Source organism: Zhihengliuella halotolerans (assembly GCF_004217565.1).
Lineage (GTDB): Bacteria > Actinomycetota > Actinomycetes > Actinomycetales > Micrococcaceae > Zhihengliuella > Zhihengliuella halotolerans.
Genome location: NZ_SHLA01000001.1, coordinates 3,481,126 through 3,506,542 on the forward strand (window position 1 = coordinate 3,481,126; position 25,417 = coordinate 3,506,542).

Sequence of the window (25,417 nt, forward strand, 5' to 3'; positions counted from 1 at the left end):
GGGACAACCCTACCCAACGCGACCAAGCTCATGCATGCCGGGGCGGGGTGCCTGTGGATGCATCCCCGAAGGTGGACGGAAAGTCGAAAATCCAGGGCGCGCGGGGGAGGTTCGCGGGGTCGAAAGCGTCGAGCGCCTGCTCGAGCGGGCCCGCCGGGAGTCCGAGCGATGCCAACAGGACATCACGCACCTCACCCGGCTCGACGGCGTCGTACCGGGCGCCGTCGACCTCGAAGGGGGTGGACAAGTCACCCAGGGTGACGGCGCCGTCGCGCTTGGCGAGGCGCTGGCCGTCTGTGTTCAGCACGAGCGGGACGTGCGCGTACTCGGGGATGGGCGCGCCCAGCAGCGTCGCCAGGTAGGCCTGGCGCGGAGTCGACGGCAGCAGGTCGTCGCCCCGGACGACTTGGTCGATCCCCTGCAGGTGGTCGTCGACGACGACGGCGAAGTTGTAGGCGGGCACACCGTCGTTGCGGCGGACCACGAAATCGTCGACGACGCCCGCGTACTCGCCGACGAGGGCGTCGACGACGGTGAACGTCTCCGTCGCGGACCGCAGGCGGAGTGCGGCGGGGCGCTCGGCGCGACGGCGGGCGCGCTCGGTATCGCTGAGGTCCCGGCACGTGCCCGGATAGGACCCGGGGGCGGCATGCGGGGCGCGCGGCGCGTCGGCGACATCGCGGCGGGTGCAGAAGCACTCGTACAGCAGGTCAGCGGACCGCAGCCGCTCGAGGGCCCCGTCGAACCCGGCCAGTCGATCCGTCTGGCGTTCGGCGACGCCGTCCCACGTCAGGCCGATCGCCCGCAGGTCGCGCAGTTGGACTTCCTCGGCGCCGGCCCGGGTGCGGTCGAGATCCTCGACGCGGAGCTGGAAGTCACGGCCGGTTGAGCGGGCGAAGAGCCAGGACAGGATTGCGGTGCGGAGGTTGCCCAGATGCAGTTCGCCGGAGGGGCTCGGGGCGAAGCGTCCTGCTCCCATGGTGGCCCTCCTGCGCGAAGAAAACGGGGCGGGAAAGTAGAAGACCCCTCATGCACCTGCCAGAGCCCACCTACCCTTGCTACCTTCCGGTCCTGGGGGAGTTCAGCGAGATGACACCACATGAGGGGCCGAGAAATCAGTGTAGCCCAGAACCGGCCAGCGTCCAGAATCGAGGCGCCCCCACCGCCCCGGGAGTGGCGGTCATCACAGCAGGTGGTGGCGATTGGGGGATACTCCGATTGTCAGGTATGGTTGGACCTGCTCATTTTTGAGCAAACCTGGAGGATTCGCCTAGCGGCCTATGGCGCACGCCTGGAACGCGTGTTGGGTTAACGCCCTCAGGGGTTCAAATCCCCTATCCTCCGCCGATACGACGTCCCGGTTCGCAGTTCGCTGCGGCCGGGACGTTGTTGTTTAACCTCTCCGTCGCGAATCCGGGAGGAGGGTTCGCGGCCACAAGATACGCCCGGCCCGGCCCGGCCTGCTTGCTGCGTGAATGCCGGATGTTCGCGCCGAACCATTGCCTTCCACGCCGTCAGCCGAGAAACTCACAGGAGACACCCCTTCTAAAGGCGCCTGCGAGAAAGGATGACGATCATGGCACACATCGAGTCTCTCCTGTCCAAGCTGGAGCAGTGGAAAGACCTCGACCGCTTGTCCGGCCCGCTGGCCGCGAAGGTCGAGGCCGCGGTCTCCCCGAAATGCGTGCGCAACCTCCTCAGCGGCAAAGCGCTCGGGCACCCGCTTCATCCCGCTCTCGTCGCCGTCCCGATCGGGGCGTGGGGCACCGCCGCCGTTCTGGACGTGTGCGGGTACGACGACGCCGCGGACGCCGCGGTAGCCACCGGTCTTCTCGGCGCTGTACCCACGGCGGCGGCCGGCCTGCACGACTGGTCCTTCACCATGGGCGCCGAGCGCCGCGTCGGGTTGGTGCACGCCGCCGCCAACTCGGCGGCCACGCTCCTCTACGCCGTGTCGCTCGTGAGTCGGCGGGCGGGTCACCGCGGGCTGGGTCGCTGCCTCTCCTTCGCCGGGTTCGGGCTCGTGAGCGCGGCCGGCTTCCTCGGTGGGCACCTGTCCTACGCCCAGGGGGTGGGTGTCAGCCGCGCCGGCTGGCGGGAACCGGCTGAGCAGTGGGTCGACGTCGGCCACCTCGACGACTACGACGACGGCGCGCCCACCGTGGTGGAGGTCGACGGTGAGCCGGTCATGGTCCTGCGGGACGGCGACGAGATCCTGGCGCTGCACAACACCTGCACCCACCTCGGCGGTCCGCTGGCCGAGGGCGAGCTGCGCGACGGCTGCGTCGTCTGCCCGTGGCACGGCAGCGAGTTCGATCTACGCACGGGTGCGGTGCTGGCCGGGCCAGCGAGCGTCCGGCAGCCGCGGTACGAGGCCGAGGTTTCCGACGGCCACGTCCGACTCCGCGCCGCCTGAACAGATGCCGTCCCGCGTACGCCCTCCGGAGGAGGCCGGCGTGGTTCGGGGCTCCCGGTTTCACCCCGCAGGGGGACGCGCCCGGCGTTTTTTGTCCCCTAGCGTGGAGTGCATGAAACATACTCCTGCCGCGGCGTCCCGCTTCGACCCCTATTCACCGCTCTCGGGCGCCATTCAGGTGGTGGTCACCGGGGCGCTCACGCTCATCGACCCGTCCGCGTTCCGGCCCGACACACGCCGCGTGGCGCGTGGCGCTCTGTCCGCGGCGACGGGCGTGCTGGTCGGCGCGGTGTGGAACCACGGCATGCGCCAGGCGATGGCCGAGCACGCCGCGCAGGCATCGGAGTCGGCGGAACGCGTGCAGCATCAGGACGCGTCGGAACCTGGGCGGGACTCGGGGGCTTCCGGTGCGGAGGACTCGAAGCTCGCCGGCACGGGCGCGGCCATCGGTATCGGCGGTGCCATGGGCGTGCTGACCTACGGCTGGATGCTCCTCGGCGAGAAGATCGACGCCGGCATCCACCGCTCGCTCGCGAACCGAGGAGTACGGCACCCGCGCGTCGTCATGGCGCTCGGCGCCGCGGGTCTCACTTGGGTTCTCTTCGAAGTCGACCGCCGCACGCGGGACGACGACGGCGAGGCACCCGCCGCGGGTGAGGCGCCGGCGTCGTAGTGGAGAGGGTCCTCCTTGCCGGCGCGACCGGCTACATCGGCCGTCACCTCGCGGCCGCGCTGCACGCCGGCGGGTACCGCGTGCGGGCGGTCGTCCGGGACGTCGCGCGCGCCGAGGCACCCGGGGCGTTCGGGGCGCCGGCGCTCGCCGGGCTCGTGGACGAGTGGGTGGAGTGCGACGTGGCCCGCCTCGGGCCTGAGGCGATGGCGGGCGCGGACCGCGTGGTCTCCGCGCTCGGCGTGACGCGGCAGAAGGCCGATCCGTGGGACATCGACTACGCCGCGAACCTGCGCCTGCTGGAGCTCGCCGAGGCTGCCGGCACCGCCTCGTTCCTTTACGTCGGCGTCATGAACGCCGCGGGCGGCACGTCCGCCCTGATGCGGGCCAAGGCCGCGTTCGCGCAGGCGCTGGCCCGGAGCGACGTTGACCCCCAGATCGTCAACCCCTCCGCGTACTTCTCCGACCTGACCGCGATCCTCAATCTCGCCCGCCGCCGGATCGCCGTGCGCGTCGGCGCCGGGGACACCCGCATCCGGCCGATCCACGGCGCCGACCTCGCCGAGTTCTGCGTGGCCCGCCTGGGTGAGACGGGCGCGTGGGACGTCGGCGGGCCCGATGTGTTCACCTACCGAGAGGTCGTCGAGCTGGCCTTCGACGCGCTCGGGGCCACACCGCGGTGGATCGTGGTTCCGCCGGCGGTGCTGAGCGCCGGGGTCTGGGCGGCGGACCGGGCAGGGCCGCGCACGGCGTCGCTCGCCCGGTTCTTCGCCGAGGGCCTTCAGCACGACGGCGTCGGCGCGGCGACCGGGGAGCGGCGGCTGCACGACTACTACTATTCGCTCGCGGCCCGCTGACGAAGCGCCCGGGCGGTCAAGCGCGGCCTTCGGCCGATCGCCGGGACTCGACGAACCGCGCGAGCTGGGCGACGACCATGCCCCAGCCGTCGTGGAAGCCGAGCGCATCCGTGAAGACCAGCCGCTCCTGCGGGTCGACGGCGAGAAAGCAGCCCGTGATGTGCGGGCCGAAGCCGCCGTCCGGGAGGCGGAGCTCGGTGCGGAAGGAGCCACCGGGGTGCAGGTCGAGGTCGAGCACGCGGCAGACCTCGGGCTCGGGCACTCACCACTGGGCGAGGTTCGCCGGGTTCGCCCACGCGTCCCAGACGGCCACGCGCGGGGCCTTGATGATGCGGGAGACCGTCAGGTCCAGGTCGTTGCTGACTGCTGAGGTGTTGTTCATGCCGGTGACTCCTTGTCGTCTCGGGTGGCCACGAAGCGCTCGAGCCGGTCGGTACGCTCCTCCCAGATCCTCCGCTGCTCGTCGAGCCAGGATTCGACGGCGTCGAACGGCTGCCGCTCGAGTGTGCACATGCGCACCCGGCCCGTCTTGCGGGTGCTGATCCAGCCGGACTTCTCGAGCTGGCGGATGTGCTTCATGAAGGACGGCAGCGCCATCTCGAACGGCGACGCCAATTCGCCGACGGTCGTCGGTCCCCGTCCGAGCCGGTCCAGCACCGTGCGGGCGCCCGCACGACGAGGTCTGCCGCCCCGCCGGCTCGGTCAGCCGGCCGAGAGCTCGGGGTAGTGGCGGGCGGCGGTCTCCGGATGCGCACGCAGGAAACCCTTGAGGACGTTGGCGCCGTAGGAGGAGAGCATCGGGTTCTCCGGGTCGTCGGAGACCCCGCGGGCGTCGGCCGCCAGCGCGGCCGGGAGTTCGACCTCCTCGATCACGGCGTCCAGGCGCGGTGACCAGAAGAAGGGGACCGAGTAGCGGTCGACGCCGGCCGGCGGGGCGGTCACGCGGTGGATGGTGGCCATCAGGTAGCCGTCCGTCGCGACCTCAAGCATTTCGCCGAGATTGACCACGAGCGCGCCCTCGATCGGTTCGACGGTGATCCACTCGTCCTGACCGTACGGCTGGACCTCGAGCCCACCCACGGTGTCCTGCAGCAGCAGGGTCACGAACCCGTAGTCCGCGTGGGCGCCGACACCCTGGTTTCCGGCCTCGGGGACCTGACCGCCCACGTAGTGCACGAGCTTGGCCATCCAGGCCGGAGTGTCGGCGAACGGCTCGTCGAAATGGTCCTCGTTGAGGCCGAGGGCGACGGCGATCGCGGCGAGCAGTTCCGCGCCGACGCGGCTCATCAGTCCGGCCCACTCCGTGGCGGCGCGCTCGAGGTCGGGGAACGACGCGGGCCACTGGTTCGGGCCCTGGAGCTTGAAGAAAGAACGCCCCTCCGGCACCGGATCGACGATGGGGCGTTCCGGCCCGAAATCGATCTGCTCGCGGGAGTCGGCCCGGCCCCGGGTCACTTCCTTGCCCAGCCGCGTGTAGCCGCGGAACTGCGCGGAATTGCGGTTGTCGAGCGCGAGCCGGTCCGCGAGGGGCAGCGCGAAGAAGCGCGCGACCGTGTCGAGGAGCTCGGCAGTCTGGCCGTTGCGGGCGCCGTAACCGGTGATCTGGAAGAAACCTACGTGGTGCGCGGCGTCGCGCAGGGCGTCGATGAATTCCGGGTTGAAGCGGCCGTCCGCGGCTCGTGCGGAGGAGAGGTCGAGCACCGGGACAGAGGTACGGGGCGTTGTCATAAAAGTCAGGTTAAGACCGATTGTTGCGCGGCCCTGCATGAGTATGACGCCGGATTGACAGATGTTACGCCTGGTTTCGACGGTCTTGACGAGAGTGCGTTACGAGAACATACGCCCCGTCGGGGGTCGCGGTGGCGCGCGTCACGTCACGTTTGCGGATTCCGCCACTCGTGCGCCCTAAACTGACGCTCAGCGGTAGGCGGGTGCAGCGGCCGGCCGCGCGACGTCGTCGTACGCGGTGGCATGAGAGCGCTAGGGGAGTGAATGAAGAACGAAGATCCACGGCGGTGGCAGGACCAGCGCATCGTCGTGCAAGACGACCTGATGGAGATCAAGGCCGAGACGCACGACCCCGAGCTCGTCGACAGCCCGGAACACTTCCGCCGCCGGCTGTGGCACGGGATCGTCCTCACGTTCATTTTCCTCCTCGTGGTAGCAGTGGGGATCACGGCCTACCTCGTGCTCGCCCGCAAGGTGGAGCTGCCCTTCCTGCCCATGGGTCCCGAGGAGACAGTGGCGGCCCAGGACGACAACGACTGCCCCGCCGGCGAATTCGAGTACCTCAGCCACGGCGACGTGACGATCGATGTGTACAACGGGTCGGTGCAGGCCGGGCTGGCCGGCGATGTGCGGGACCGGCTGGTGAAGCGCGGCTTCGTCTCCGGCCGCGTCGGCAACCAGCAGCTGAGCAACCGCGGCGCAGTGTCGGCGATCGTCGTCAGCGGCGCAGACGGTCGCGACGAGGCACTGACCGTGCAGCGGCACCTGCCGGGGTCCACGTACGCGTTCGACGGCCGCCTCGGAGACGGCCACGTCGTCGTGCTGGTCGGGGAGGGGTATGACGGCGTGACGAAGGCGGCCGACCTCGATCGCGAGCCCGGCCCCCTGGCCTGCGAGTAGACGTCAGACGTCGCGGACTGAGTCGTCGACGCGACATCCGCGGGCATGACATGCCTCACGCCTGATCCGGACCGCCGCCCGCGATGCCTTGCGGGAGGCGGGATGCGACGCCGAATCGTGATGTGACGCCATTCTCACCGTCACGAAACCCGGATAACATGACGGCCATGTCTGACGCACCGGTATCGCACCCCCACAAAACTCCCAAGAAGGTGATCGGCGTCGCGGTCGCCGCCGCCATCGGCGGTTTCCTCTTCGGCTTCGACAGCGCGGTGATCAACGGCACGGTCGACGCGGTCCAGGGAACGTTCGGCCTCGGCGCGGGTCTGATCGGGTTCGCCGTCTCCTGCGCGCTCCTCGGCGCGATGGTCGGCGCTTGGATCGCCGGCCCCATCGCGGACCGCAAAGGCCGAGTCAAGGCGATGGTCCTGGCTTCGATCCTCTTCACGATCTCCGCGATCGGCTCCGGCTTCGCCTTCGGCGTGACGGATCTGATCCTGTGGCGCTTCCTCGGCGGCATCGGCGTCGGCATGGCCTCCGTGCTCGCCCCGGCCTACATCGCTGAGGTCTCCCCGGCGCACAGCCGCGGCCGACTGGGTTCGCTGCAGCAGATGGCCATCGTCGTCGGCATCTTCGTCGCCTTCCTCTCCAACGCGTTCATCGCGGGCAGCGCCGGCGGAGCGGCGAACGAGGGCTGGTTCGGCATGGACGCCTGGCGCCTGATGTTCCTCGCCGAGACCATTCCGGCCATCATCTACGGCATTCTGGCGCTGCGGCTGCCGGAGTCTCCCCGCTACTTGGTCGCGATCAGTGATTACGCCCGAGCGGGCAAGGCGCTCGTGGAAGTCGTCGGCCTGCAGACCAAGGAAGAAGTCGAACAGAAGATCGCCGACATCAAGGCGACCATCAACATCGAGACCAAGCAGGGCCTGCACACGCTGACCGGCGGGCGCGGCTGGCTCCTGCCGATCGTGTGGGTCGGCATTCTGCTCTCGGTGTTCCAGCAATTCGTCGGCATCAACGTGATCTTCTACTACTCGACCTCCCTGTGGAAGTCGGTGGGCTTCGACGAGAGCGCGTCCTTCACGATCTCGGTGGTCACCTCGATCGTCAACGTACTCGTGACGATCGTCGCGATCCTGCTCGTCGACAAGATCGGCCGCAAGCCGCTGCTGCTCATGGGCTCCGCGGGCATGGCCGTCACGCTGATCCTCATGGCCGTCTCCTTCAGCCAGTCCATCGTGACCCCGGCAGCAGAGCCGGGCGGCGAGGCTGTCGTCAGCCTGCCCGGAGCATGGGGCGTGGTCGCGTTGATCAGCGCCAACCTCTACGTCGTGTCTTTCGGTATCTCGTGGGGCCCCGTCGTGTGGGTCCTGCTCGGCGAGATGTTCCCGAACAAGATGCGCGCCGCGGCGCTGTCTGTCGCAGCTGCCGCCCAGTGGGCCTCGAACTTCCTGATCAGCCAGACGTTCCCGTCTCTGGCGGAGGTCGGCCTCACGCTCGCCTACGGCCTGTACGCGACGTTCGCCGTTCTGTCCTTCTTCTTCGTCTGGCGTTTCGTCGAGGAGACCAAGGGCAAGGAACTCGAGGACATGCACAAGTAGCCCCGCACCGCCCCAAAAAAGGTGGCCGCCGCCCGCGTATCGACGCGGACGGCGGCCACCGTCGTCTGAGCCTGAGCGGTCAGTCGCAGCCCTGCGGGCCACACGCCGGGCCATCGGCGGGCGAAGTTGCGCCACCGACCATCGTCAGCGGGGTCAGCTCGCCGTAGGCCTGCTCCAGGGCGCGAGCGAAGGTCTCGGCCGGCTGCGCGCCGGAGACCCCGTACTTGCCGTCCAGTACGAAGAACGGCACGCCCGTGATGCCCAGCCGTCGGGCTGATGCGACGTCCTCGCGCACCGCGTCGGTGAACTCGTCGGAGTCGAGAACCCGCACGACGTCGTCGAGGGCGATGCCGGTACCGGTCGCCAGAGCGATCAGCTCGTCGCGATCGCCGATGTCGCGCCCGTGCTCGAAGTGCGCCGAGAGCAGGGCTTCCTTGAGTTCGTCGGCCAACTCGTATTCGGCGGCCAGGTGCAGGACGCGGTGGGCGCTGAACGAATTGGCGACCTTGAGGGCGGAGAAGTCGTAGTGCAGGCCCTCGGCTGCGGCCTGTGCGGCGACATGCTCAAACATCTGCGCCACCTGGTCGCGGGGCATCCCCTTCCGCTCTGCGAGGTAGTCGAGCTCAGACCCGGCATAGTGCGCGGGAAGGTCCGGGTCCAGCTGGTAGCTGTGCCACACGATGTCGATCTGATCCTCAAACGGGACGGAACGGAGGGCGGATTCGAAGCGGCGCTTGCCGATGTAGCACCACGGGCAGGCGACGTCGCTCCAGATGTCGACCTTCAGGCGCGGGGATTCTGCTGTCATGCCGTGTTCAACCTCGGATCGGCCCTGCACATTCCCGAGCCCACGGGTGTCGGAATGGTGCGGCAGCGGTCTGATGCTCGGCGACCCCCAATGGAGGGTGAAGTGAATTCCACATGAACGGGACAATGAGTGTCTTGGTATCCCTTGCGGCATAACGTGAGGCCACGACCGAGTTCGCCAGGGGGTGGCGGTCGAATACGGCTTCATCAGGCATTGCTTCGATCTTCAACGGCACGAAAACTTTGCTCAACATGTTGCTCCGCGACCGTTATATCCAATAGTGTTCAAAACGCAGGGACGACCATCACTCGCAGGCCCGCACGCACAGGTCCTTCAGCTGTGCCGCGAGACGACACAGAAAGAGACAGTGCCGATGCACGCCTCACACAATTTTTGGAAGCGCACCAGCGTTGCCTGTGCCGCCACGGCCCTCGTCTTCGGGACCGCCTTTGTCGCCGCCCCGGCGGGCGCGGCCCCGACTGCCGCGGTACCGTCCGGAAACAACTCCGGCATCTCCCCCGAACTGGTGGAAATCTCGCCGAAGAGCGAGAAGAGCTCGGAACTACCGGATCCGGAGGGCCTCGAGGAGGCCGTCGAACGCGACCTGGGGACGTCACTCGAGGAATTCTTCGCCGCAGGGGAGGTCGCCAAAGCCGCCGCGGAGCTCAAGGCCGAGCTCGCCGACCAGGATCTGACGATCGAGGTCGTCGTCGAGGGAGACCGCGTACTGGCGTTGGCCGACCCCGATCAGCTGGACGCCGCCAAGGCTGCCTTGAAGGACCTCACGGAGGGCGTCGACGTCGACGTCGAGCTCCGCAGCACCGAACACGCCGTGGAAGCCGACGCGCAGGCCGAAGCCGAGACCACAGCTCCGGAGGCCGTGCCGTCTCATAGCGGGCAGCAGACTTCGGACAAGTCTGCCGCGCAGAAGCGGGCCGTCGCGGCCGGCTCCGTAGAGTCTTTGATCGCGGCATACACCGCCGAATTCGGGCTTGCGAACCTGCAGTCGATCACGACCGACGGCGGCCGCTTCGTGATCCGGACGGGCGACCTCGAGGAAACCGGTCCGGCGGACGTTGCGGATCAAAATTCCGATTCTGCGGGAGCGTCCGCCGAAGAGTTCGCCGACCAGTACACGAACGTCGTCGTGGAGGCCGTCTCGGGCCCGGCCGAGCCGTTCGGTGAGAACGACCTCGTCGGGGGCATGCCATTCGGCCAGTCTGCGGACGGCGTCAATTGGGACGTCTGCTCGACCGGTTTCACCGGGTTCGATGCCGCTGGCAACGACGCCGTCATCTCCGCCGGTCACTGCAGCAACGACGGCGACGTCGTTGGACCACTGAATCTGCTGGACCAGCAGGGTGAACCAGATAACTTCAACGGTCCCGCACAGGTTTTGGGCAGCTTCGGATTCTCGCAGTTCGGCGGCGCAGGCCACAGCCCATCCACCTACCCGGAGCCCGACAATGTGGGCACCGACATCGCCGTGATCGACGACATCAACCCGGAACTGGTTCCGCAGGCGACGGTCTCCGACTGGTCGACCGCACCGGACATCACGGAGGCCGGGCCGAGCGTGACCGACGTCGCGGAGCCGGTCATCGGAGCCGAAGTATGCAAGTCCGGTCGCACCACCGGCTGGACGTGCGGGACGATCGAAGGCATTGGCGTCTTCTTCATCGCCGGCCACGACTACGAGAACGACGAGAACGACATCCGGGCCGTCCAGGGCTTCAGCTCGGACGATCTGGAGGCCTCCGAGGGCGACTCGGGCGGATCGATGATTTCCGGCACCGTCGCGATCGGCGTGATCAGCGGTGGCAGCGATTCGATGACGTTCGGCACGGGCCTTGTCGACGGGCTCAGCTACACCGACGACTACTCGGTGCGACTGCATCTCGAGTCGCCGGAGATCACCTCGGTCTCCGACGGGGAAGAGGTCGAAGCCGGTGAGTCCATCTCCGGTGTCGTCGCCGACGCTGCGTCCGGGACCCAGGTGGTCGTCCGTTCCACGGGCAAGTCCCCGGCGGCCTATCCGGTCAAGCGCGACGGATCGTTCGCCATCCCGGCACCCGATGAACCGGGCACCTACCGGTTCAACGTGCAGGCGCGCAACGGTTTCAGCACGTCCGGTGTGACTGGCCACTCCGTTCTCGTCGTCGAGGCCGAGCCGACCCCTACCGAGAAGCCGACGGAGTCCGCACCACCGTCGGAGTCGCCGAGTGAGTCCTCGAAGCCGTCCGAGAACCCGAGCGAATCGGCGGAACCGTCGGAGAAGCCTTCGGAGTCCACGACCCCGAGTGACTCCGCGAAGCCTTCGGAGAAGCCGACCACCTCGGCTCCGGCGCCGAAGCCGACCCAGGACGACGACGGCGGTGGCGGGGGCCGGTTGCCCGATACCGGTGCATCGAACGGCATGAAGGTCGCCGCGGCACTTGGCGGTTCGATGGCCGCGGCCGGTGCGCTGCTGCTGATGCTGCGTCGTCCGGCACGCCGTCACTGACAGGCGTACCCTTAACTGAATAGCCCCGCCGTTTCGGCGGCGGGGCGCGGCGAGCCGCCGCACCCGGAATATCAGCCGAGGAGGAGAGAGCCGTGAAACGCTCGAAAACCACCAAAGCACTTGCTCTGGCAGGCCTCGGCCTGACCGCAGCAGCACTGTCCGGGTGCGGCGGCTCTGCCGTTGCCGGGATGGAGAGCGAGGAACCCCGGCGGAGCGCTGAGGTGCAGCCCGATATCCCCATGGAGGCTGTCGTGGAACCACACAAGCGCAGCGGCGAGCTCACCGTGCTGAGCAGCCGGATCAAAGAGTCCGTCGGAGTCGAGGCCTTCGGCCAGAGCTGGATCGAGGACGGCACGCTGCACGTGGCCGTCACCACGGAGGATGCCGCCGCGATCGTGACGGAGTCGGGCGCCACCTCCCACCTCGTCCGTTTCAGCGAGGCCGATCTCATGGACGCCGCTCGTTCCGTCATGGCGTGGAGCGCTGGGCAGCCCGGGGCGCCGGGGGCCCTCGGGCGGATCTCCATTGACGCCGTCGGTGAGCGCATCGTCGTCGGCGTCGCGCCCGGGAGCGCGGATCAGATCGCCGTGGCCTTTGACGCGAGCATCGCCGGCGACGTGGACGTTGAGTTCGAGCCGACCGGCGGCCCGGCCAAGACCTACTGAACAGAACGACGCCGAACACACTGATGGCGGCGGACCCCCGGCTCTGCCAGAAGAGGGGATCCGCCGCCACGTTCGTGTCGTGCGGGCGCGTCAGGCGTTCTGCAACTGCTCCTTGCGCGACCGGCACAGGTACTTGTTGTACGCGGGCAGGGTCAGGAAGTCCGGGAAGTCCTCCGCCAGGGCGGAGGCCTCGAAGATCTCCCGGGCCTCGTCGAAGCGATCACCGTCGAACCGTTCGATGCGCCCGAACTCGTCCTCGGTCCGCTCCTGAACGTACTCGCGGGTGATGACGTCGCCGTCGTCCGTCACCGCCCCCTGCTGAATCCACTGCCACAGCTGGGAGCGCGAGATCTCCGCCGTCGCGGCGTCCTCCATCAGGTTCTGCAGGGCCACGGCGCCGTTGCCGCGCAGCCAGGACTCGATGTAGCGGATGCCGATCTCCACGTTGCTGCGCACGCCGTGCTCCGTGATCAGGCCCGGTGTGCTGGCCACGTCCAGCAGCGCCACGTCGTCCGGGGTCACGTCCTCGCGCAGGCGGGACACCTGGTTCGGCGCCGAGCCGAGCACCCCGTCGAACACTTCGCGGGCCACCGGCACCAGGTCCGGGTGGGCCACCCATGAGCCGTCGAAGCCGTCGTTGGCCTCCCGGGTCTTGTCGGCGGTCACCTTCTCGAAGGCGACGGCGTTCGCCGCCTCGTCCCGGCGGTTCGGGATGAACGCCGCCATGCCGCCGATCGCCATCGCGCCGCGGCGGTGGCAGGCCCGCACCAGCTGCTCGGTGTAGGCGCGCATGAACGGGGCTGTCATCGTCACCATGGAACGGTCCGGCAGCACGAACCGCGGGCCGCGCTCCCGGAAGTTCTTGATGACCGAGAAGATGTAGTCCCAGCGCCCGGCGTTCAGGCCGGCCGCGTGCTCGCGCAGCTCGTAGAGGATCTCCTCCATCTCGAACGCCGCGGTGATCGTCTCGATCAGCACGGTGGCCCGGATCGTGCCCTGCTCGATGCCGATGTAGTCCTGGGCGAACACGAACACGTCGTTCCAGAGGCGCGCTTCCTGATGACTCTCCAGCTTTGGCAGGTAGAAGTACGGACCGCGGCCCATCTCGATCAGCCGCTTGGCGTTGTGGAAGAAGTGCAGTCCGAAGTCGACGAGGGCGCCCGCCATGGGCGCGTCGGCGATCGTCAAGTGCTTCTCGGGCAGGTGCCAGCCGCGCGGTCGGACAACGATCGTCGGCAGGTCGGTCAGTTGCTCACCGGAGAGCCGGTACTCCTTGCCCTCCTCCGTCGTGAAGTCGATGCGGCGGTCGAGCACGCGCTGCAGGTTGACTTGGCCCTTGATCACGTTGCGCCAGTTTGGCGTGAGCGAGTCCTCCATGTCCGCCAGCCAGACCTTGGCGCCCGAATTCAGGGCGTTGATCGTCATCTTGCGGTCGGTCGGCCCGGTGATCTCGACGCGACGGTCCTCGAGGCCCGGCGCGATGGGCGCCACCTGCCACGAGGAGTCCTCGCGGATGTGCTGCGTCTCGGGCAGGAACTTCGGGTCTCGACCGCGGGAGATCGACCGGCGGCGCTCCTCGCGGGCCCGCAGCAGTTCCAGCCGCCGGCCGTCGAACCGGGTGTGCAGCTCCCGGAGGAAGTCGATGGCTTCCGGGGTCATGATGCGCTCCTGGTCGCACACCGGTGGGCCGGACAGGGTCATTCCGTTGATGGTGATGGGGGAGTTCATGATGAGAGTCCTTAGAAAACGTCGGGGGAGACGACGGCGGCGGGCGAGCCGCCGCCGTCGTGCTCGGAGAGAAAGATCAGTGGAACTGGCCCTCTTCGGTGGATCCCACCAGGGCGAGCGTGGACGCTTCGGGGTTGAGCGCCGTGGAGATGGCGTCGAAGTAGCCGGTGCCGACTTCGCGCTGGTGCTTGGTCGCGGTGTAGCCGCGGGCCTCGGAAGCGAACTCGCGCTCCTGGAGGTCGACGTAGGCGGTCATGCCGTCGCGGGCGTAGCCGTGGGCCAGGTCGAACATCTCGTGGTTGAGGGCGTGGAAGCCGGCCAGGGTGATGAACTGGAACGTGAAGCCCATCGCGCCGAGCTCGCGCTGGAACTTGGCGATCGTCGCGTCGTCGAGGTGCTTGCGCCAGTTGAAGCTCGGCGAGCAGTTGTAGGCGAGCATCTGGTCGGGGTGCTCGGCCTTGACGGCCTCGGCGAAGCGCCGCGCCAGGTCCAGGTCGGGTGTGCCCGTCTCCATCCAGATCAGGTCGGAGTAGGGGGCGTAGGCCTTGGCTCGGGCGATGCACGGTTCGATGCCGTTGCGGACCTTGTAGAAGCCCTCGGCCGTGCGCTCGCCGGTGATGAACTCCTGGTCGCGCTCGTCGACGTCGGAGGTGATGAGGGTGGCAGCCTCCGCGTCGGTCCGGGCGATGATGACGCTCGGGGTCTCCGCGACGTCGGCCGCGAGGCGGGCCGCATTCAGCGTGCGGATGTGCTGCTGGGTCGGGATGAGCACCTTGCCGCCGAGGTGGCCGCACTTCTTCTCGCTCGCGAGCTGGTCCTCCCAGTGAACACCGGAGGCGCCCGCGCCGATCATCGACTTCATGAGCTCGTAGGCGTTGAGCGGACCGCCGAAGCCGGCCTCGGCGTCGGCGACGATCGGGACCAGCCAGTCCTCGACCGTGCTGATGCCCTCGGCGTGCTCGATCTGGTCGGCCCGCAGCAGCGCGTTGTTGATGCGGCGGACGACCTGCGGCACCGAGTTCGCCGGGTAGAGCGACTGGTCCGGGTACGTGTGGCCGGAGAGGTTTGCGTCGGCGGCGACCTGCCAGCCGGAGAGGTAGATGGCGCGGAGGCCGGCCTTGACCTGCTGGACGGCCTGGTTGCCGGTGAGGGCGCCGAGGGCGTTGGTGTAGCCGCCGGTCGGGGCCTCGGTGGTGAGCTGGTTCCACAGCTTCTCGGCGCCGCGGCGGGCCAGGGTGTGCTCTTCGCGGACCGTTCCCTGGAGCTTGACGACGTCCTCGGCCGTGTAGTCGCGGGTCGTGGAGTTCCAGCGGGGATTCGCATCCCACTCGAGCTTGAGCTGCTCGGTGCGGTTGCTGGCGGTGTTCTCACTCATCGTGTGCTCCTTTGCTTCGAGTTCGGAAGACCTCGCTGTCTTCCGCTGTTCTCGTCGTAGAAGCCACTTTTCTGCAGATGCAACCCCAAAACTAGTGCTTTCTCCTGTAAAGAAATGCGTTTCTTGCGGAAAGCGGCAGAAATTAAGAAGTCGTTTCCGGGGCTTGAAGATTCCGTGATGCAAGAAGTTGCTTCCAAAAAACTGTGGTGTATCCCACATCAGACTGCTACTCTCAACTTGTCTATGGCGGGCACCCGCGGTTTCGGGTCGCTATCTACCGGGCGCTAAACCAATCCTTTTCAGCCGACGGGCTGTGTCGGAGCTCGGGTCGCCGCTGGTGCCTTCGGGGTCCTCTGACCGGCACGTCGCGAACTCGAGGAGTCGCACGATGAGCGTCAACACCCCCACCGGCCACGACTATCTGTCGATGGCCATCGACATCGCCACGACCAACGTCCACAACGACGGCGGTCCGTTCGGCGCCGTCGTCGTCGCCCCCGACGGGCGCACGTTCTCCGGCGTCAACCGGGTCACCGCGAACAACGACCCGACCGCCCACGCCGAAGTGGTGGCCATCCGCGCCGCCGCGAGTGCTCTGGGCACTTTCGACCTGAGCGGCAGCACGCTGTACTCCAGCTGCGAGCCGTGCCCCATGTGCCTCGCGTCCTCGCTCTGGGCGCGGATCGACAGGGTCGTCTTCGCCGCCGACCGCCACGATGCGGCCAGCGCCGGCTTCGACGACGCCGTCTTCTACGGCTACTTCGACCCCGACGGCGACCAGAGCCTCATGCCCGTCGAGCGTCGCAGGGCGGGTCCGGAGGAGCATCTGGCGCCCTTCCGTGCCTGGAGTGACCTCGAGACCCGGATCGATTACTGAGGCGGGGCTGAACCATGGCTATCACCGATCACTCGCAGCCGCAGCCGCGGGACACCGGCAAGAGCCGCGGGGCCAACGCCGGTTCCCCGCCCCCCGGTGGCGGGCCCGCGAGCGCCGTTGTCGACAAGTTCTTCCGCATCACCGAGCGCGGATCCACGCTGTCGCGCGAATTCCGCGGCGGCATCGTCACGTTCTTCACGATGGCCTACATCGTGATCCTCAACCCGCTCATCCTGGGCGGGTTCGGCCCCGACGCGGCCCCGGTCGATGCGGCCGGCGGCTGGCTCCCGGCCGCGCAGGTCGGGGCCATGACGGGCCTGACCGCCGGCGCGATGACCATCCTCTTCGGCCTCGTCGCGAACCTGCCGTTTGGCCTCGCCGCCGGCCTCGGCATCAACTCCTTCCTGGCCGTCTCCGTGATCCAGGACGTCACCTGGCCCGAGGCCATGGGCCTCGTCGTCATCAACGGCGTGCTGATCGTCATTTTCGGGCTGACGGGCATCCGGACAGCGATCTTCCGGGCGATCCCCAAGGACCTCAAGGCCGCCATCACCGTCGGCATCGGCCTGTTCATCACGTTCATCGGGTTCGTCGATTCCGGCTTCGTGACCCGCACGCCCGGCGGTCCACCCGTCCAGTTGGGCGACGGCGGCTCCATCGTCTCCGTGCCGACGATTATCTTCGTCGTCGGGCTGCTCATCATGGGCGCGCTCGTGGCTCGCGGCGTCCAGGGCGGGATCCTCATTGGCATCGTCGTCGCCACCGCGCTCGCCGCGGTCGTCGAGGCCGTGTTCAAGATCGGTCCGGCCTCCGACGCCAACCCCCACGGCTGGCACCTGAACTCCCCGGTGCTCTCGGGGCAGATCGTCGCGGTGCCTGACCTGAGCCTGGCGGGCGAGTTCGACCTGTTCGGCGCGTTTTCGCGGATCGGCGTGCTGGCCGCGACGATGCTCGTCTTCACGCTGGTCTTCACCAACTTCTTCGACGCCATGGGTACGATGACCGGCCTCGCGAAGAACGCCGGGCTGGCCCACAAGGACGGCACGTTCCCGCGCCTGAAGGCGGCGTTCGTCGTCGAGGGCCTCGGCGCCGTCGCCGGCGGCATGGGCTCCTCGTCCTCGAACACGGTCTACGTGGATTCGGCCGCCGGTATCGGCGAGGGCGCCCGCACCGGGCTCGCCGCCGTGGTCACCGGGGCGTTGTTCCTCGTCTCGATGTTCTTCACGCCGCTGACTTCGGTGGTCCCCATCGAGGTCGCCGCCGCAGCTCTGGTGCTGGTCGGCACACTCATGTGCACGCAGATCCGCGAGATCAATTTCAAGAAGTTCTCGACAGCTCTGCCGTCGTTCCTGACGCTGGTGACGATGCCGCTGACCTACTCGATCGCCAACGGCATCGGCGTCGGCTTCATCGCGTGGGTCGTCATCAACACCGCTGCCGGCCGCTACAAGAAGATCCACCCGCTGATGTGGGTCGTGGCCGTCGGATTCCTGGTCTACTTCGCGCGCGGACCCATCACGGTCTTCCTCGAGTAGGCGCCCCGCCCGCACCGTCACGGGGCGTGTGACCCTTGACACCGGCGGGGGCATGGACTTTACTTTTCAGACCAATGAAAAGACTTTTCCATGATTCGAGAGATCGATGACGGACCTGTTCCGGCGGCCCGTTCGGGCCGCCGTGGCGTCCGACGGCGGCGAACGCCGTCGTCGGCTTCATTCCCACCGCGTCCGGTGACCTGACGCGGCTCCTGGAGGAGGATGGCCACCATGGGTGGATGTATTGCCTGGTCGAAGGGCCAGATCGCTCACGGCGATTGACGATGCTGGTGCGCTCCGGACCCCTGCGGGTCATGGGCGCGCCCGACAGCGCCCTGGCCCGTATCGGCCGCGCCACGCGCCCAGCGCGGCGACGTGATCGGTGGCCTGGGCCACGGCAACCACTCCATCCATTCTCGATGCGCCCTGGCATGGGGCGCAGGAGGTCAGCGGAATGACCGCGCAGACAACTCAAGAATCCCGATGCCGGATCACGGTCAACGGGACCGCCCGCGAATTCGACGGCCCGACGCACACCAACGCCCTGGACTTCCTCCGCGGTGAGGGCCTCATCGGCGCCAAGGAGGGGTGCGCCGAAGGCGAGTGCGGGGCGTGCGCGATCCTCGTCGCCCGCGCCGACGGCGACGGCACCCGGTGGACGGCGCTCAACGCGTGCCTGCTGCCCGCCGCCGCGCTCGACGGCCAAGAGATCGTCACCTCCGAGGGGCTGGGCGAACCGGGCGACCTGCACCCTGTCCAGGACCAGATGGCCCGTCTCGGGGGTTCCCAGTGCGGCTACTGCACCCCGGGCTTCGTCTGCAGCATGGCCGCCGAGTACTACCGGCCCGAGCGCGCCGAGGCCGCGCACGCGGCGAACACGGACGACGACGGCGACCACCACTGCGGCCCCAACGGGTTCGATGTGCACTCGCTCTCGGGCAACCTGTGCCGGTGCACCGGCTACCGGCCGATCCGCGACGCGGCCTTCGCTCTCGGGACCCCGGACACCGACGACGGTCTCGCCGCCCGCCGCGCCGCGCCGGCCCCCGCGCCCGCGTTCACGGACCTCGCCGGGGCCGACACGCCGACGGGGGAGACCGGCCGCTACCGCCGGCCGGCATCCCTCGCCGACGCCCTGCGGATCCTGGGCGAGGAGCCGGAAGCGCTCGTCGTCGCCGGCGGCACCGACTGGGGCGTCGAGGTCAACATCAAGGGCGCCCGCGCCCGCTCGGTCGTCGCGATCGACCGGCTCGCGGAACTGCGCCGGATCGAGATCGCCGACGGCTTCATCGAACTCGGGGCCGCGTGCACGCTGAGCGAGCTCGAACGCGAGCTCGCGGGCAGAGTCCCGCTGCTCGGCAAACTGTTCCCCCAGTTCGCGTCCCGCCTCATCCGCAACGGGGCGACCATCGGCGGCAACCTCGGCACGAGCTCGCCCATCGGCGACACCCCGCCGGCGCTGCTCGCGCTCGACGCGGAGCTCGTCCTCACCTCCCTTGAGGGGCGCAGGACCGTTCCGCTGGGTGAGTACTTCACGGGCTACCGGCAGACCGTGCGCGCACCCGGCGAGCTCATCACCTCGATCCTGATCCCGACGCCGCTCGCGCCGATGACGTCCTTCCAGAAGATCGCCAAGCGGCGCTTCGACGACATCTCCTCCGTCGCGATCGGCTACGCCGTGGCGGTCGACGACGGCGTCATCACCCGGGCGCGCATCGGGCTCGGCGGCGTCGCCGCCACGCCCCTGCGGGCCGTGGCCACGGAGGCCGCGCTCGAAGGCCGGCCGTGGAGCCTCGAGACCGTCCGCGCGGCGGCGGAGGTCATGGCGGGAGAAGGGACCCCGATGGACGACCACCGCGCCAGTGCGAAGTACCGCACCGCGATGCTCGCGTCCTCCCTCGAGCGGTTCTACGCCGAACAACTGACACTTGCCGGCCACGGAAGAGGGGAATGAACCTATGAGCCACCTGTCCCAGCGCCCCGCCGGCGCCGTCGTCGGCGAGGCCCGCCCGCACGAGTCCGCGATCGAGCACGTCACCGGCACCGCCCTCTACACCGACGACCTCGGCCACCGAATGGTCGGGCTCCTGCACGCCTACCCCGTGCAGTCCACGCACGCCCACGCGAGGATCCTCAACCTGGACACCTCACCTGCGGAGGCCGTCCCCGGCGTCGTCCGGATCATCACCGCCGCCGACATCCCCGGCGTGAACGACCAGGGCGCCAAGCACGATGAGCCGATGCTGCCGGTCGACGAGGTGATGTTCTACGGGCAGCCGGTCGCGTGGGTGCTCGGCGAAGATCTCGAAGCGGCCAAGGCCGGCGCCGCCGTCGTCGTGCTCGACTGCGAACCGCTCGCGTCCCTCGTGACGATCCGCGACGCGATCGAGGCCGGCAGCTACCACGGCATCAGCCCAGTCATCGACAAGGGCGACCCCGACGGCGCCTTCGCCGAGGCGCCGCACGTCTTCGAGGGCGAGTTCGAGTTCGCCGGCCAGGAGCACTTCTACCTCGAGACCCAGAACTCCCTGGCCTACGTGGACGAGGGCGGGCAGATCATGATCAACTGCTCCACCCAGCACCCCACGGAGACCCAGGACATCGTCTCCCACGTGCTCGACGTGCCCGCCCACCAGGTCACCGTGCAGGTGCTGCGCATGGGCGGCGGGTTCGGCGGCAAGGAGATGCAGCCCCACGGGTACGCTGCGCTCGCCGCCCTCGGCGCCACCCTGACGGGCCGGCCCGTGCGCGTGCGCCTGAACCGGACGCTCGACATCACGATGACGGGCAAGCGGCACGGCTTCCACTCGGCGTGGAAGATCGCCTTCGACGACGACGGGAGGATCCTCGCGCTCGACGCGACGCTCACCGCCGACGGCGGCTGGAGCCTGGACCTCTCGGAGCCGGTGCTCACGCGGGCGATGTGCCACATCGACAACGCCTACTGGGTCCCGAACATCCGGGTGAAGGGCCGCGTCGCCAAGTGCCACAAGACCTCGCAGACCGCTTTCCGCGGGTTCGGCGGGCCGCAGGGCATGCTCGTCATGGAGGACATCCTCGGCCGCGTGGCACCGGCGCTCAGGATCAGCGCGCGCGAGCTGCGACGTCGTAATTTCTACGTCGAGGGCCAGGACACGCCTTACTACCAGCCCGTGCGCCACCCCGACCGGATCGAGGCCGCCTGGTCGCAGGTGCTCGAATCGGCCGACGTGGCCCACCGCGAGGAGCAGATCGCCGAGTTCAACGCCCGCAGCGAGCACAAGAAGCGAGCTCTGGCGCTCACTCCGGTGAAGTTCGGCATCTCCTTCAACCTGACCGCATTCAACCAGGCCGGAGCGCTGGTCCTCGTCTACAAAGACGGCTCGGTGCTGATCAACCACGGCGGCACCGAGATGGGACAGGGTCTGCACACGAAGATGCTGCAGGTCGCGGCCACGACGCTGGGGGTCCCCCTGTCGCGCGTGCGGCTGGCGCCGACCCGCACCGACAAGGTGCCCAACACGTCGGCGACCGCGGCCAGCTCCGGCAGCGATCTCAACGGCGGGGCCGTCAAGGACGCGTGCGAGCAGATCCAGGGCCGGCTCGCGCAGGTCGCGGCCATCAAACTCGGGGTCCCCGCGCACGAGATCCGCTTCGAGGGCGGCGTCGTCCGCGGGCTGAGCGCGAGTGAGACGCTCGACTGGGACGAACTCGTGCGGGCGGCGTACTTCCAGCGCATCCAGCTCTCGGCGGCCGGTTTCTACCGGACGGAGGGGCTGCACTGGGACCTGAGCAGCATGCGCGGGGAGCCGTTCAAGTACTTCTCCTACGGCGTCGCCGCGAGCGAGGTCGAGGTCGACCGCTTCGACGGCTCCTACACGCTGCGCCGGGTCGACATCGTGCACGACGTCGGCGACTCGCTCTCGCCGCTCATCGACCTGGGGCAGATCGAAGGCGGTTTCGTCCAGGGCGCCGGGTGGATGACGCTAGAGGACCTGCGCTGGGACACGAGCGAGAAGCCCACCCGTGGCCGGCTCGCGACCCAGGCGGCGAGCACGTACAAGATCCCCAGCCTCTCCGAGATGCCGGAGGTCTTCAACGTTGCGCTGCTGCAGAAGGCCCATGAGGAGGGCGCCGTCTATGGTTCCAAGGCCGTCGGCGAGCCTCCGCTGATGCTGGCGTTCTCCGTCCGCGAGGCGCTCCGGCAGGCCGTGGCGGCCTTCGGCGCTCCGGGGCATTCCGTCGACCTCGCCTCGCCAGCGACTCCGGAGGCCGTGTTCTGGGCCGTCGAGGCCGCGCGCGAGCGGGCCGGCGCACGCGCGAATACGGCCGAGTCCTCCGAGGGCGCTGCGCGCGGGGTCGCGGCGTCGATGCCATGACCTGGATGGACGTCGTCTCCGAGCTCCGCCGCGACCGGCGGCCGGCGGTCCTCGTGACCGTGGCCGCCGTCCGCGGGCACGCACCGCGGGAGGCCGGGGCGAAAATGGTCGTGACCGCCGAGGAGGTCTTCGAGACGATCGGCGGGGGCAACCTCGAGATGACCGCGGTGACTCGGGCGCGGGAGCTGCTCTCCGCGCCCGCTCCCGGGCCCGAGATGATGACGCTGCGGCTCAACGACAAGGCCCCCGCCAAGTACGGGCGGCAGTGCTGCGGAGGGGAGGTGACCGTCTTGCTCGAACCCCTGGCGGTCCCCACGACGATCGCGATCTTCGGGATCGGCAACGTCGGGCTCGAGCTGGCGAGGATCCTCTCGCGGCACGACGTCGATCTGCACCTGAGCGACTTCCGGCCGGAGTACCTCGACGGTCTCGGGGTGCTCGAACCGGCGGTCGCCAGGATCCATCCGGAACCGGCTGTCGTCGGCGAGGAGGTGATCGGCCGGCTGCCCGCCGGCTCCCACGTGCTGATCATGACGCACGATCACGCGGAGGACTTCCACTTGTGCGACGCCGCGCTGCGCCACCCGGGGCTCGCCTCGATCGGGCTCATCGGTTCCAGTGCCAAGTGGACGCGCTTCCGCAAGAACCTCGCCGAGAGTGGGCACGAGGAGTCCGCGATCGATCGGATCGACTGTCCCATCGGTCTGCCCGATCTGCCGGGCAAGCTGCCGGCCACGATCGCCGTCAGCGTCGCCGCCGAGCTGCTCAAGCAGATCTCCAGCGATCGCGCCGAGGTCCCGTCGTGACGGGCCGCCGCGGCACGGGCCGTACGCCCGCAGCCGGGGCGGACGCCGGCGTCGTCCGCCGGCGTTGGCGTACCCTCTAGGCATGACCCCCTCAGACTGGACGCGCAGCACGACGCCGGCGGGAGGCCAGCCGGACGACGACGCCGTCGACGTCATCGCGCTCGGCCGCCGGCTGCGGCACGCCCGCAAGAACCGCGGCCTGACGCTTGACGGCCTCGGCGAGCTCGTGGGGGCCGCACCGAGCCAGCTGAGCCTCATCGAGAACGGCAAGCGGGAGCCGAAGCTGAGCCTGCTGCGCCAGCTCGCGGCCGCCGTCGGGACGACCGTCGACGAACTGCTCGCCTCGGCGCCGCCGAACCGGCGAGCGGCCCTCGAGATCGAGCTCGAGCGCGCCCAGCGCGGCCCGCTCTACGAGTCACTCGGTCTGCCCCGGGTGCGCGTCTCGACGCGGCTGCCGCTCGATGTGCTCGAGTCTCTCGTGGGCCTGCAGCGCGAGCTCGAACGCCGGCTCGAGGAGCAGGCCGCGACGCCTGAGGAGGCCCGCCGCGCCAACACGGAGATCCGGGCCGAGATGCGCAAGTGCAACAACTACTACCCGGAGCTCGAGCGGCAGGCGCAGGAGCTGCTCGACGCCGTCGGGCACACCTCGGGCCCGCTGTCGCACCACGTGGCCGCGGACCTGGCTGACCACCTGGGCTTCAGCCTGCGCTTCGTCAACAACCTGCCGCACTCGACCCGATCGCTCACGGACCTGAAGAACCGCCGGATCTTCCTCACGCACGGCGGCCAGACCGACCACGACCCGCGCTCGGTGCTGCTGCAGGCCCTCGGCCACTACGTGCTCGGCCATGAGACCCCCGCGGACTACTCCGAGTTCCTGCGTCAGCGCGTCTACACGAACTATTTCGCCGCGGCCCTGCTCATGCCGCAGCGGCAGACCGTCGACTTTCTCCAGCGTGCCAAGTCGGCGAAGGAGCTGGCGATCGAGGACCTGCGCGACGCGTTCGCCGTCTCCTACGAGTCGGCCGCGCACCGCTTCACTAACTTGGCGACTGAGCACCTGGGGCTCACGACCCATTTCCAGAAGGTGCACGCCTCCGGCATCATCCACAAGGCCTATGAGAACGACGGCGTGAATTTCCCGTCCGACCACCTCGGCGCCATCGAGGGCCAGACGATCTGCCGCTCCTGGACCAGTCGCGTGGTCTTCGACGTGCCCGACAAGTTCCGCGCCTACGAGCAGTACACCGACACCGTCGCCGGGACGTTTTGGTGCACGGCTCGCACGGAGCGTCACTCCGCCGGGCTGTTCTCGCTCTCCATCGGGGTCCCGTTCGAGCATGTGAAGTGGTTCCGTGGTCGCGACACGACGGAGCGCAGCCAGTCCAAGTGCCCTGACGACTCGTGCTGCCGCCGCCCGCCGGCGGGCCTGGCTGCCGCCTGGGAGGGGCAGGCCTGGCCGGCCGCGCGCGCCAACACGCACCTGCTCGCCGCGATGCCTTCGGGTGCGTTCCCGGGCGTGGACGAAACCGAGGTCTACCGCTTCCTCGAGGCGCACCCCGACTGAGGGGTTCCCGCCCGGGCTACTCGCCGAGCGTGAGGGTCTGAGCCTGTTCGAGCGGTGTCTCTGCCACCGTGCGTTCGGTGCGGTCCAGGACGCTGCCAGCCGAGAGGACGAGGACCGCGGCGAGAAGCGCACCGCCGGCACCGCAGGGGGACGGGGCCATGGGCGGCTCACGGGAACGTCAGGGTGGGCTCGGGAGTTTAAGCAGACGAGAGTCACGGTGCATGGTGTGCCGTACCCGAAGGACCAGGAGGCCGCACGGTGGCGATGTTCGACAAGTTGATCCGCAAGGGCAAGCAAATGGCGGGCGAATATGTTCGGGAACAGCTCAATCAGCGCGGCGACGAGGGCCGGCGGAATGGAGTTCGGGATGACGGTCGTGGACAGCAGCCCAGGCGCGATGCGATGTCCGCCGGGCGGGGCGGAGTCGCGCCGGAGGATCAGGCGGCGATCGCCAAATACCACTACATGCTCAAGACGGCGCCTCCAGAGGACATGGAGCGTGCGCATGCCGAGGCGTTTTCGCGATTGACGCCCCAGCAGCGTGCGCTGCTGCAGACGGAGCTTTCGGAGCAGCTCCCCGCTGCGGAGCGGCCCGCTTCGGATCGGCCGCAGGATCTGGCGCGGGCTGCGACCCGGGCCGAGGTATCCCGGCCGGGATTCATGGAGAAGATCCTCGGCCGCAGTGGTTCCGGCCGGTCCGGCATGGGCGGCATGGCAGCCGGGGCGGCCGGCGGTCTCGGCGCCGGTCTGCTGGGCGGCGTGGCAGGTGCGTTCATCGGCACGGCGATCGCCGGGCCGCTCCTAGACGGTTTCTCGGGCGTCGGAGAAGAACTTGCAGGTGCCGCCGAGGGCCTCACCGACGGCGTCTCCGGAGTTGGAGAAGAGATCTCTGCAGCAGGAGAGGGGCTGACCGATCAGGCCGGAGGCTTCATGGGAGACTTCTTCGGCGGCGGCGGAGAGTTCGGCGGATTCGGGGGAGACGGCGGTGGGTTTGGCGACTTCGAGCTGTAGAGCGACGCC

Annotated in this window: 22 protein-coding genes, 1 tRNA gene and 1 other RNA gene; 15 read left to right on the plus strand and 9 right to left on the minus strand. The window is 68.9% G+C overall.

Annotation, left to right across the window (positions count from 1 at the left end):
- Positions 1-28 precede the first annotated feature (28 nt).
- Both gluQRS and ffs read right to left on the minus strand, forming a co-directional pair.
- The gene (gene gluQRS / locus EV380_RS16060) at positions 29-979 is read right to left on the minus strand and encodes a tRNA glutamyl-Q(34) synthetase GluQRS (protein ID WP_130451961.1); all 951 of its coding nucleotides are present in this window, start codon (positions 977-979) and stop codon (positions 29-31) included.
- Between the two features lie 36 nt (positions 980-1,015).
- Positions 1,016-1,112: signal recognition particle sRNA small type (gene ffs / locus EV380_RS16065), an RNA gene on the minus strand.
- Positions 1,113-1,259: 147 nt separating this feature from the next.
- Between ffs and EV380_RS16070 the strand changes: the two genes are divergently transcribed.
- From EV380_RS16070 to EV380_RS16085, 4 genes are all read left to right on the plus strand, one after another.
- A tRNA-Ser gene (locus EV380_RS16070) sits at positions 1,260-1,344 on the plus strand.
- Between the two features lie 232 nt (positions 1,345-1,576).
- The gene (locus tag EV380_RS16075) at positions 1,577-2,416 is read left to right on the plus strand and encodes a Rieske (2Fe-2S) protein (protein ID WP_102158473.1); all 840 of its coding nucleotides are present in this window, start codon (positions 1,577-1,579) and stop codon (positions 2,414-2,416) included.
- 112 nt (positions 2,417-2,528) lie between these two features.
- Positions 2,529-3,089, plus strand: a complete 561-nt coding sequence (locus tag EV380_RS16080) for a hypothetical protein (RefSeq protein ID WP_130451962.1) — start codon at positions 2,529-2,531, stop codon at positions 3,087-3,089.
- Positions 3,089-3,943 carry an SDR family oxidoreductase gene (locus tag EV380_RS16085; protein WP_130451963.1) on the plus strand — a complete coding sequence of 285 codons (855 nt, stop codon included), beginning with the start codon at positions 3,089-3,091 and terminating at the stop codon, positions 3,941-3,943. Before EV380_RS16080 ends, EV380_RS16085 begins: the two co-directional genes overlap by 1 nt.
- Positions 3,944-3,959: 16 nt before the next feature.
- On the opposite strand, the gene EV380_RS16090 is transcribed toward EV380_RS16085, so the two are convergent.
- From EV380_RS16090 to EV380_RS16100, 3 genes are all read right to left on the minus strand, one after another.
- On the minus strand, positions 3,960-4,205 hold the full coding sequence (locus EV380_RS16090) for an SRPBCC domain-containing protein (RefSeq protein WP_242607666.1): 246 nt from the start codon (positions 4,203-4,205) through the stop codon (positions 3,960-3,962).
- A gap of 116 nt (positions 4,206-4,321) precedes the next feature.
- On the minus strand, positions 4,322-4,600 hold the full coding sequence (locus EV380_RS16095; protein WP_130451964.1) for an ArsR/SmtB family transcription factor: 279 nt from the start codon (positions 4,598-4,600) through the stop codon (positions 4,322-4,324).
- Between the two features lie 45 nt (positions 4,601-4,645).
- Positions 4,646-5,671, minus strand: a complete 1,026-nt coding sequence (locus tag EV380_RS16100; protein ID WP_130451965.1) for an isopenicillin N synthase family dioxygenase — start codon at positions 5,669-5,671, stop codon at positions 4,646-4,648.
- A gap of 264 nt (positions 5,672-5,935) precedes the next feature.
- Here EV380_RS16100 and EV380_RS16105 point away from each other — a divergent pair, with 264 nt between their 5' ends.
- Both EV380_RS16105 and EV380_RS16110 read left to right on the plus strand, forming a co-directional pair.
- On the plus strand, positions 5,936-6,571 hold the full coding sequence (locus tag EV380_RS16105; protein ID WP_130451966.1) for a LytR C-terminal domain-containing protein: 636 nt from the start codon (positions 5,936-5,938) through the stop codon (positions 6,569-6,571).
- Between the two features lie 167 nt (positions 6,572-6,738).
- Positions 6,739-8,175 (plus strand): sugar porter family MFS transporter, encoded by a 1,437-nt coding sequence (locus EV380_RS16110; RefSeq protein WP_102158517.1) that lies wholly within the window; start codon positions 6,739-6,741, stop codon positions 8,173-8,175.
- Positions 8,176-8,254: 79 nt separating this feature from the next.
- Here EV380_RS16110 and EV380_RS16115 read toward each other — a convergent pair whose 3' ends face one another.
- Positions 8,255-8,983, minus strand: a complete 729-nt coding sequence (locus tag EV380_RS16115) for a DsbA family oxidoreductase (protein WP_242607668.1) — start codon at positions 8,981-8,983, stop codon at positions 8,255-8,257.
- 373 nt (positions 8,984-9,356) lie between these two features.
- Here EV380_RS16115 and EV380_RS16120 point away from each other — a divergent pair, with 373 nt between their 5' ends.
- Together EV380_RS16120 and EV380_RS16125 are read left to right on the plus strand one after the other, a co-directional pair.
- Entirely contained in the window at positions 9,357-11,486 is a 2,130-nt protein-coding gene (locus EV380_RS16120; protein ID WP_130451967.1) for a S1 family peptidase, read from the plus strand.
- Between the two features lie 92 nt (positions 11,487-11,578).
- Positions 11,579-12,151 carry a hypothetical protein gene (locus tag EV380_RS16125; protein ID WP_130451968.1) on the plus strand — a complete coding sequence of 191 codons (573 nt, stop codon included), beginning with the start codon at positions 11,579-11,581 and terminating at the stop codon, positions 12,149-12,151.
- A gap of 90 nt (positions 12,152-12,241) precedes the next feature.
- Here EV380_RS16125 and aceB read toward each other — a convergent pair whose 3' ends face one another.
- Together aceB and aceA are read right to left on the minus strand one after the other, a co-directional pair.
- Positions 12,242-13,879, minus strand: a complete 1,638-nt coding sequence (aceB, locus tag EV380_RS16130) for a malate synthase A (protein ID WP_130451969.1) — start codon at positions 13,877-13,879, stop codon at positions 12,242-12,244.
- Positions 13,880-13,955: 76 nt separating this feature from the next.
- On the minus strand, positions 13,956-15,254 hold the full coding sequence (aceA, locus tag EV380_RS16135) for an isocitrate lyase (RefSeq protein WP_102158466.1): 1,299 nt from the start codon (positions 15,252-15,254) through the stop codon (positions 13,956-13,958).
- A 388-nt stretch (positions 15,255-15,642) separates the two neighbouring features.
- Here aceA and EV380_RS16140 point away from each other — a divergent pair, with 388 nt between their 5' ends.
- The 6 genes from EV380_RS16140 (at position 15,643) to EV380_RS16165 (ending at position 24,397) form a co-directional block, all read left to right on the plus strand.
- The gene (locus EV380_RS16140) at positions 15,643-16,131 is read left to right on the plus strand and encodes a nucleoside deaminase (protein WP_130451970.1); all 489 of its coding nucleotides are present in this window, start codon (positions 15,643-15,645) and stop codon (positions 16,129-16,131) included.
- Positions 16,132-16,145: 14 nt separating this feature from the next.
- Positions 16,146-17,666 (plus strand): NCS2 family permease, encoded by a 1,521-nt coding sequence (locus EV380_RS16145; RefSeq protein WP_130451971.1) that lies wholly within the window; start codon positions 16,146-16,148, stop codon positions 17,664-17,666.
- Positions 17,667-18,120: 454 nt separating this feature from the next.
- Positions 18,121-19,620: a xanthine dehydrogenase small subunit gene (locus EV380_RS16150; RefSeq protein ID WP_130451972.1), complete on the plus strand. Its 1,500-nt coding sequence runs from the start codon at positions 18,121-18,123 to the stop codon at positions 19,618-19,620.
- A 4-nt stretch (positions 19,621-19,624) separates the two neighbouring features.
- A complete protein-coding gene (xdhB, locus tag EV380_RS16155) occupies positions 19,625-22,024 on the plus strand; it encodes a xanthine dehydrogenase molybdopterin binding subunit (RefSeq protein ID WP_130451973.1) in 2,400 nt (799 codons plus the stop codon).
- Positions 22,021-22,830: a xanthine dehydrogenase accessory protein XdhC gene (xdhC, locus tag EV380_RS16160; protein WP_130451974.1), complete on the plus strand. Its 810-nt coding sequence runs from the start codon at positions 22,021-22,023 to the stop codon at positions 22,828-22,830. Before xdhB ends, xdhC begins: the two co-directional genes overlap by 4 nt.
- Before the next feature lie 82 nt (positions 22,831-22,912).
- A complete protein-coding gene (locus tag EV380_RS16165) occupies positions 22,913-24,397 on the plus strand; it encodes a helix-turn-helix transcriptional regulator (RefSeq protein ID WP_130451975.1) in 1,485 nt (494 codons plus the stop codon).
- 16 nt (positions 24,398-24,413) lie between these two features.
- Here EV380_RS16165 and EV380_RS16695 read toward each other — a convergent pair whose 3' ends face one another.
- Complete coding sequence (locus EV380_RS16695; RefSeq protein ID WP_165391987.1) at positions 24,414-24,557, minus strand: hypothetical protein; 144 nt, start codon at positions 24,555-24,557, stop codon at positions 24,414-24,416.
- 104 nt (positions 24,558-24,661) lie between these two features.
- On the opposite strand from EV380_RS16695, the gene EV380_RS16170 reads away from it, so the two are divergent.
- Entirely contained in the window at positions 24,662-25,408 is a 747-nt protein-coding gene (locus EV380_RS16170) for a hypothetical protein (RefSeq protein WP_130452282.1), read from the plus strand.
- Positions 25,409-25,417 lie beyond the last annotated feature (9 nt).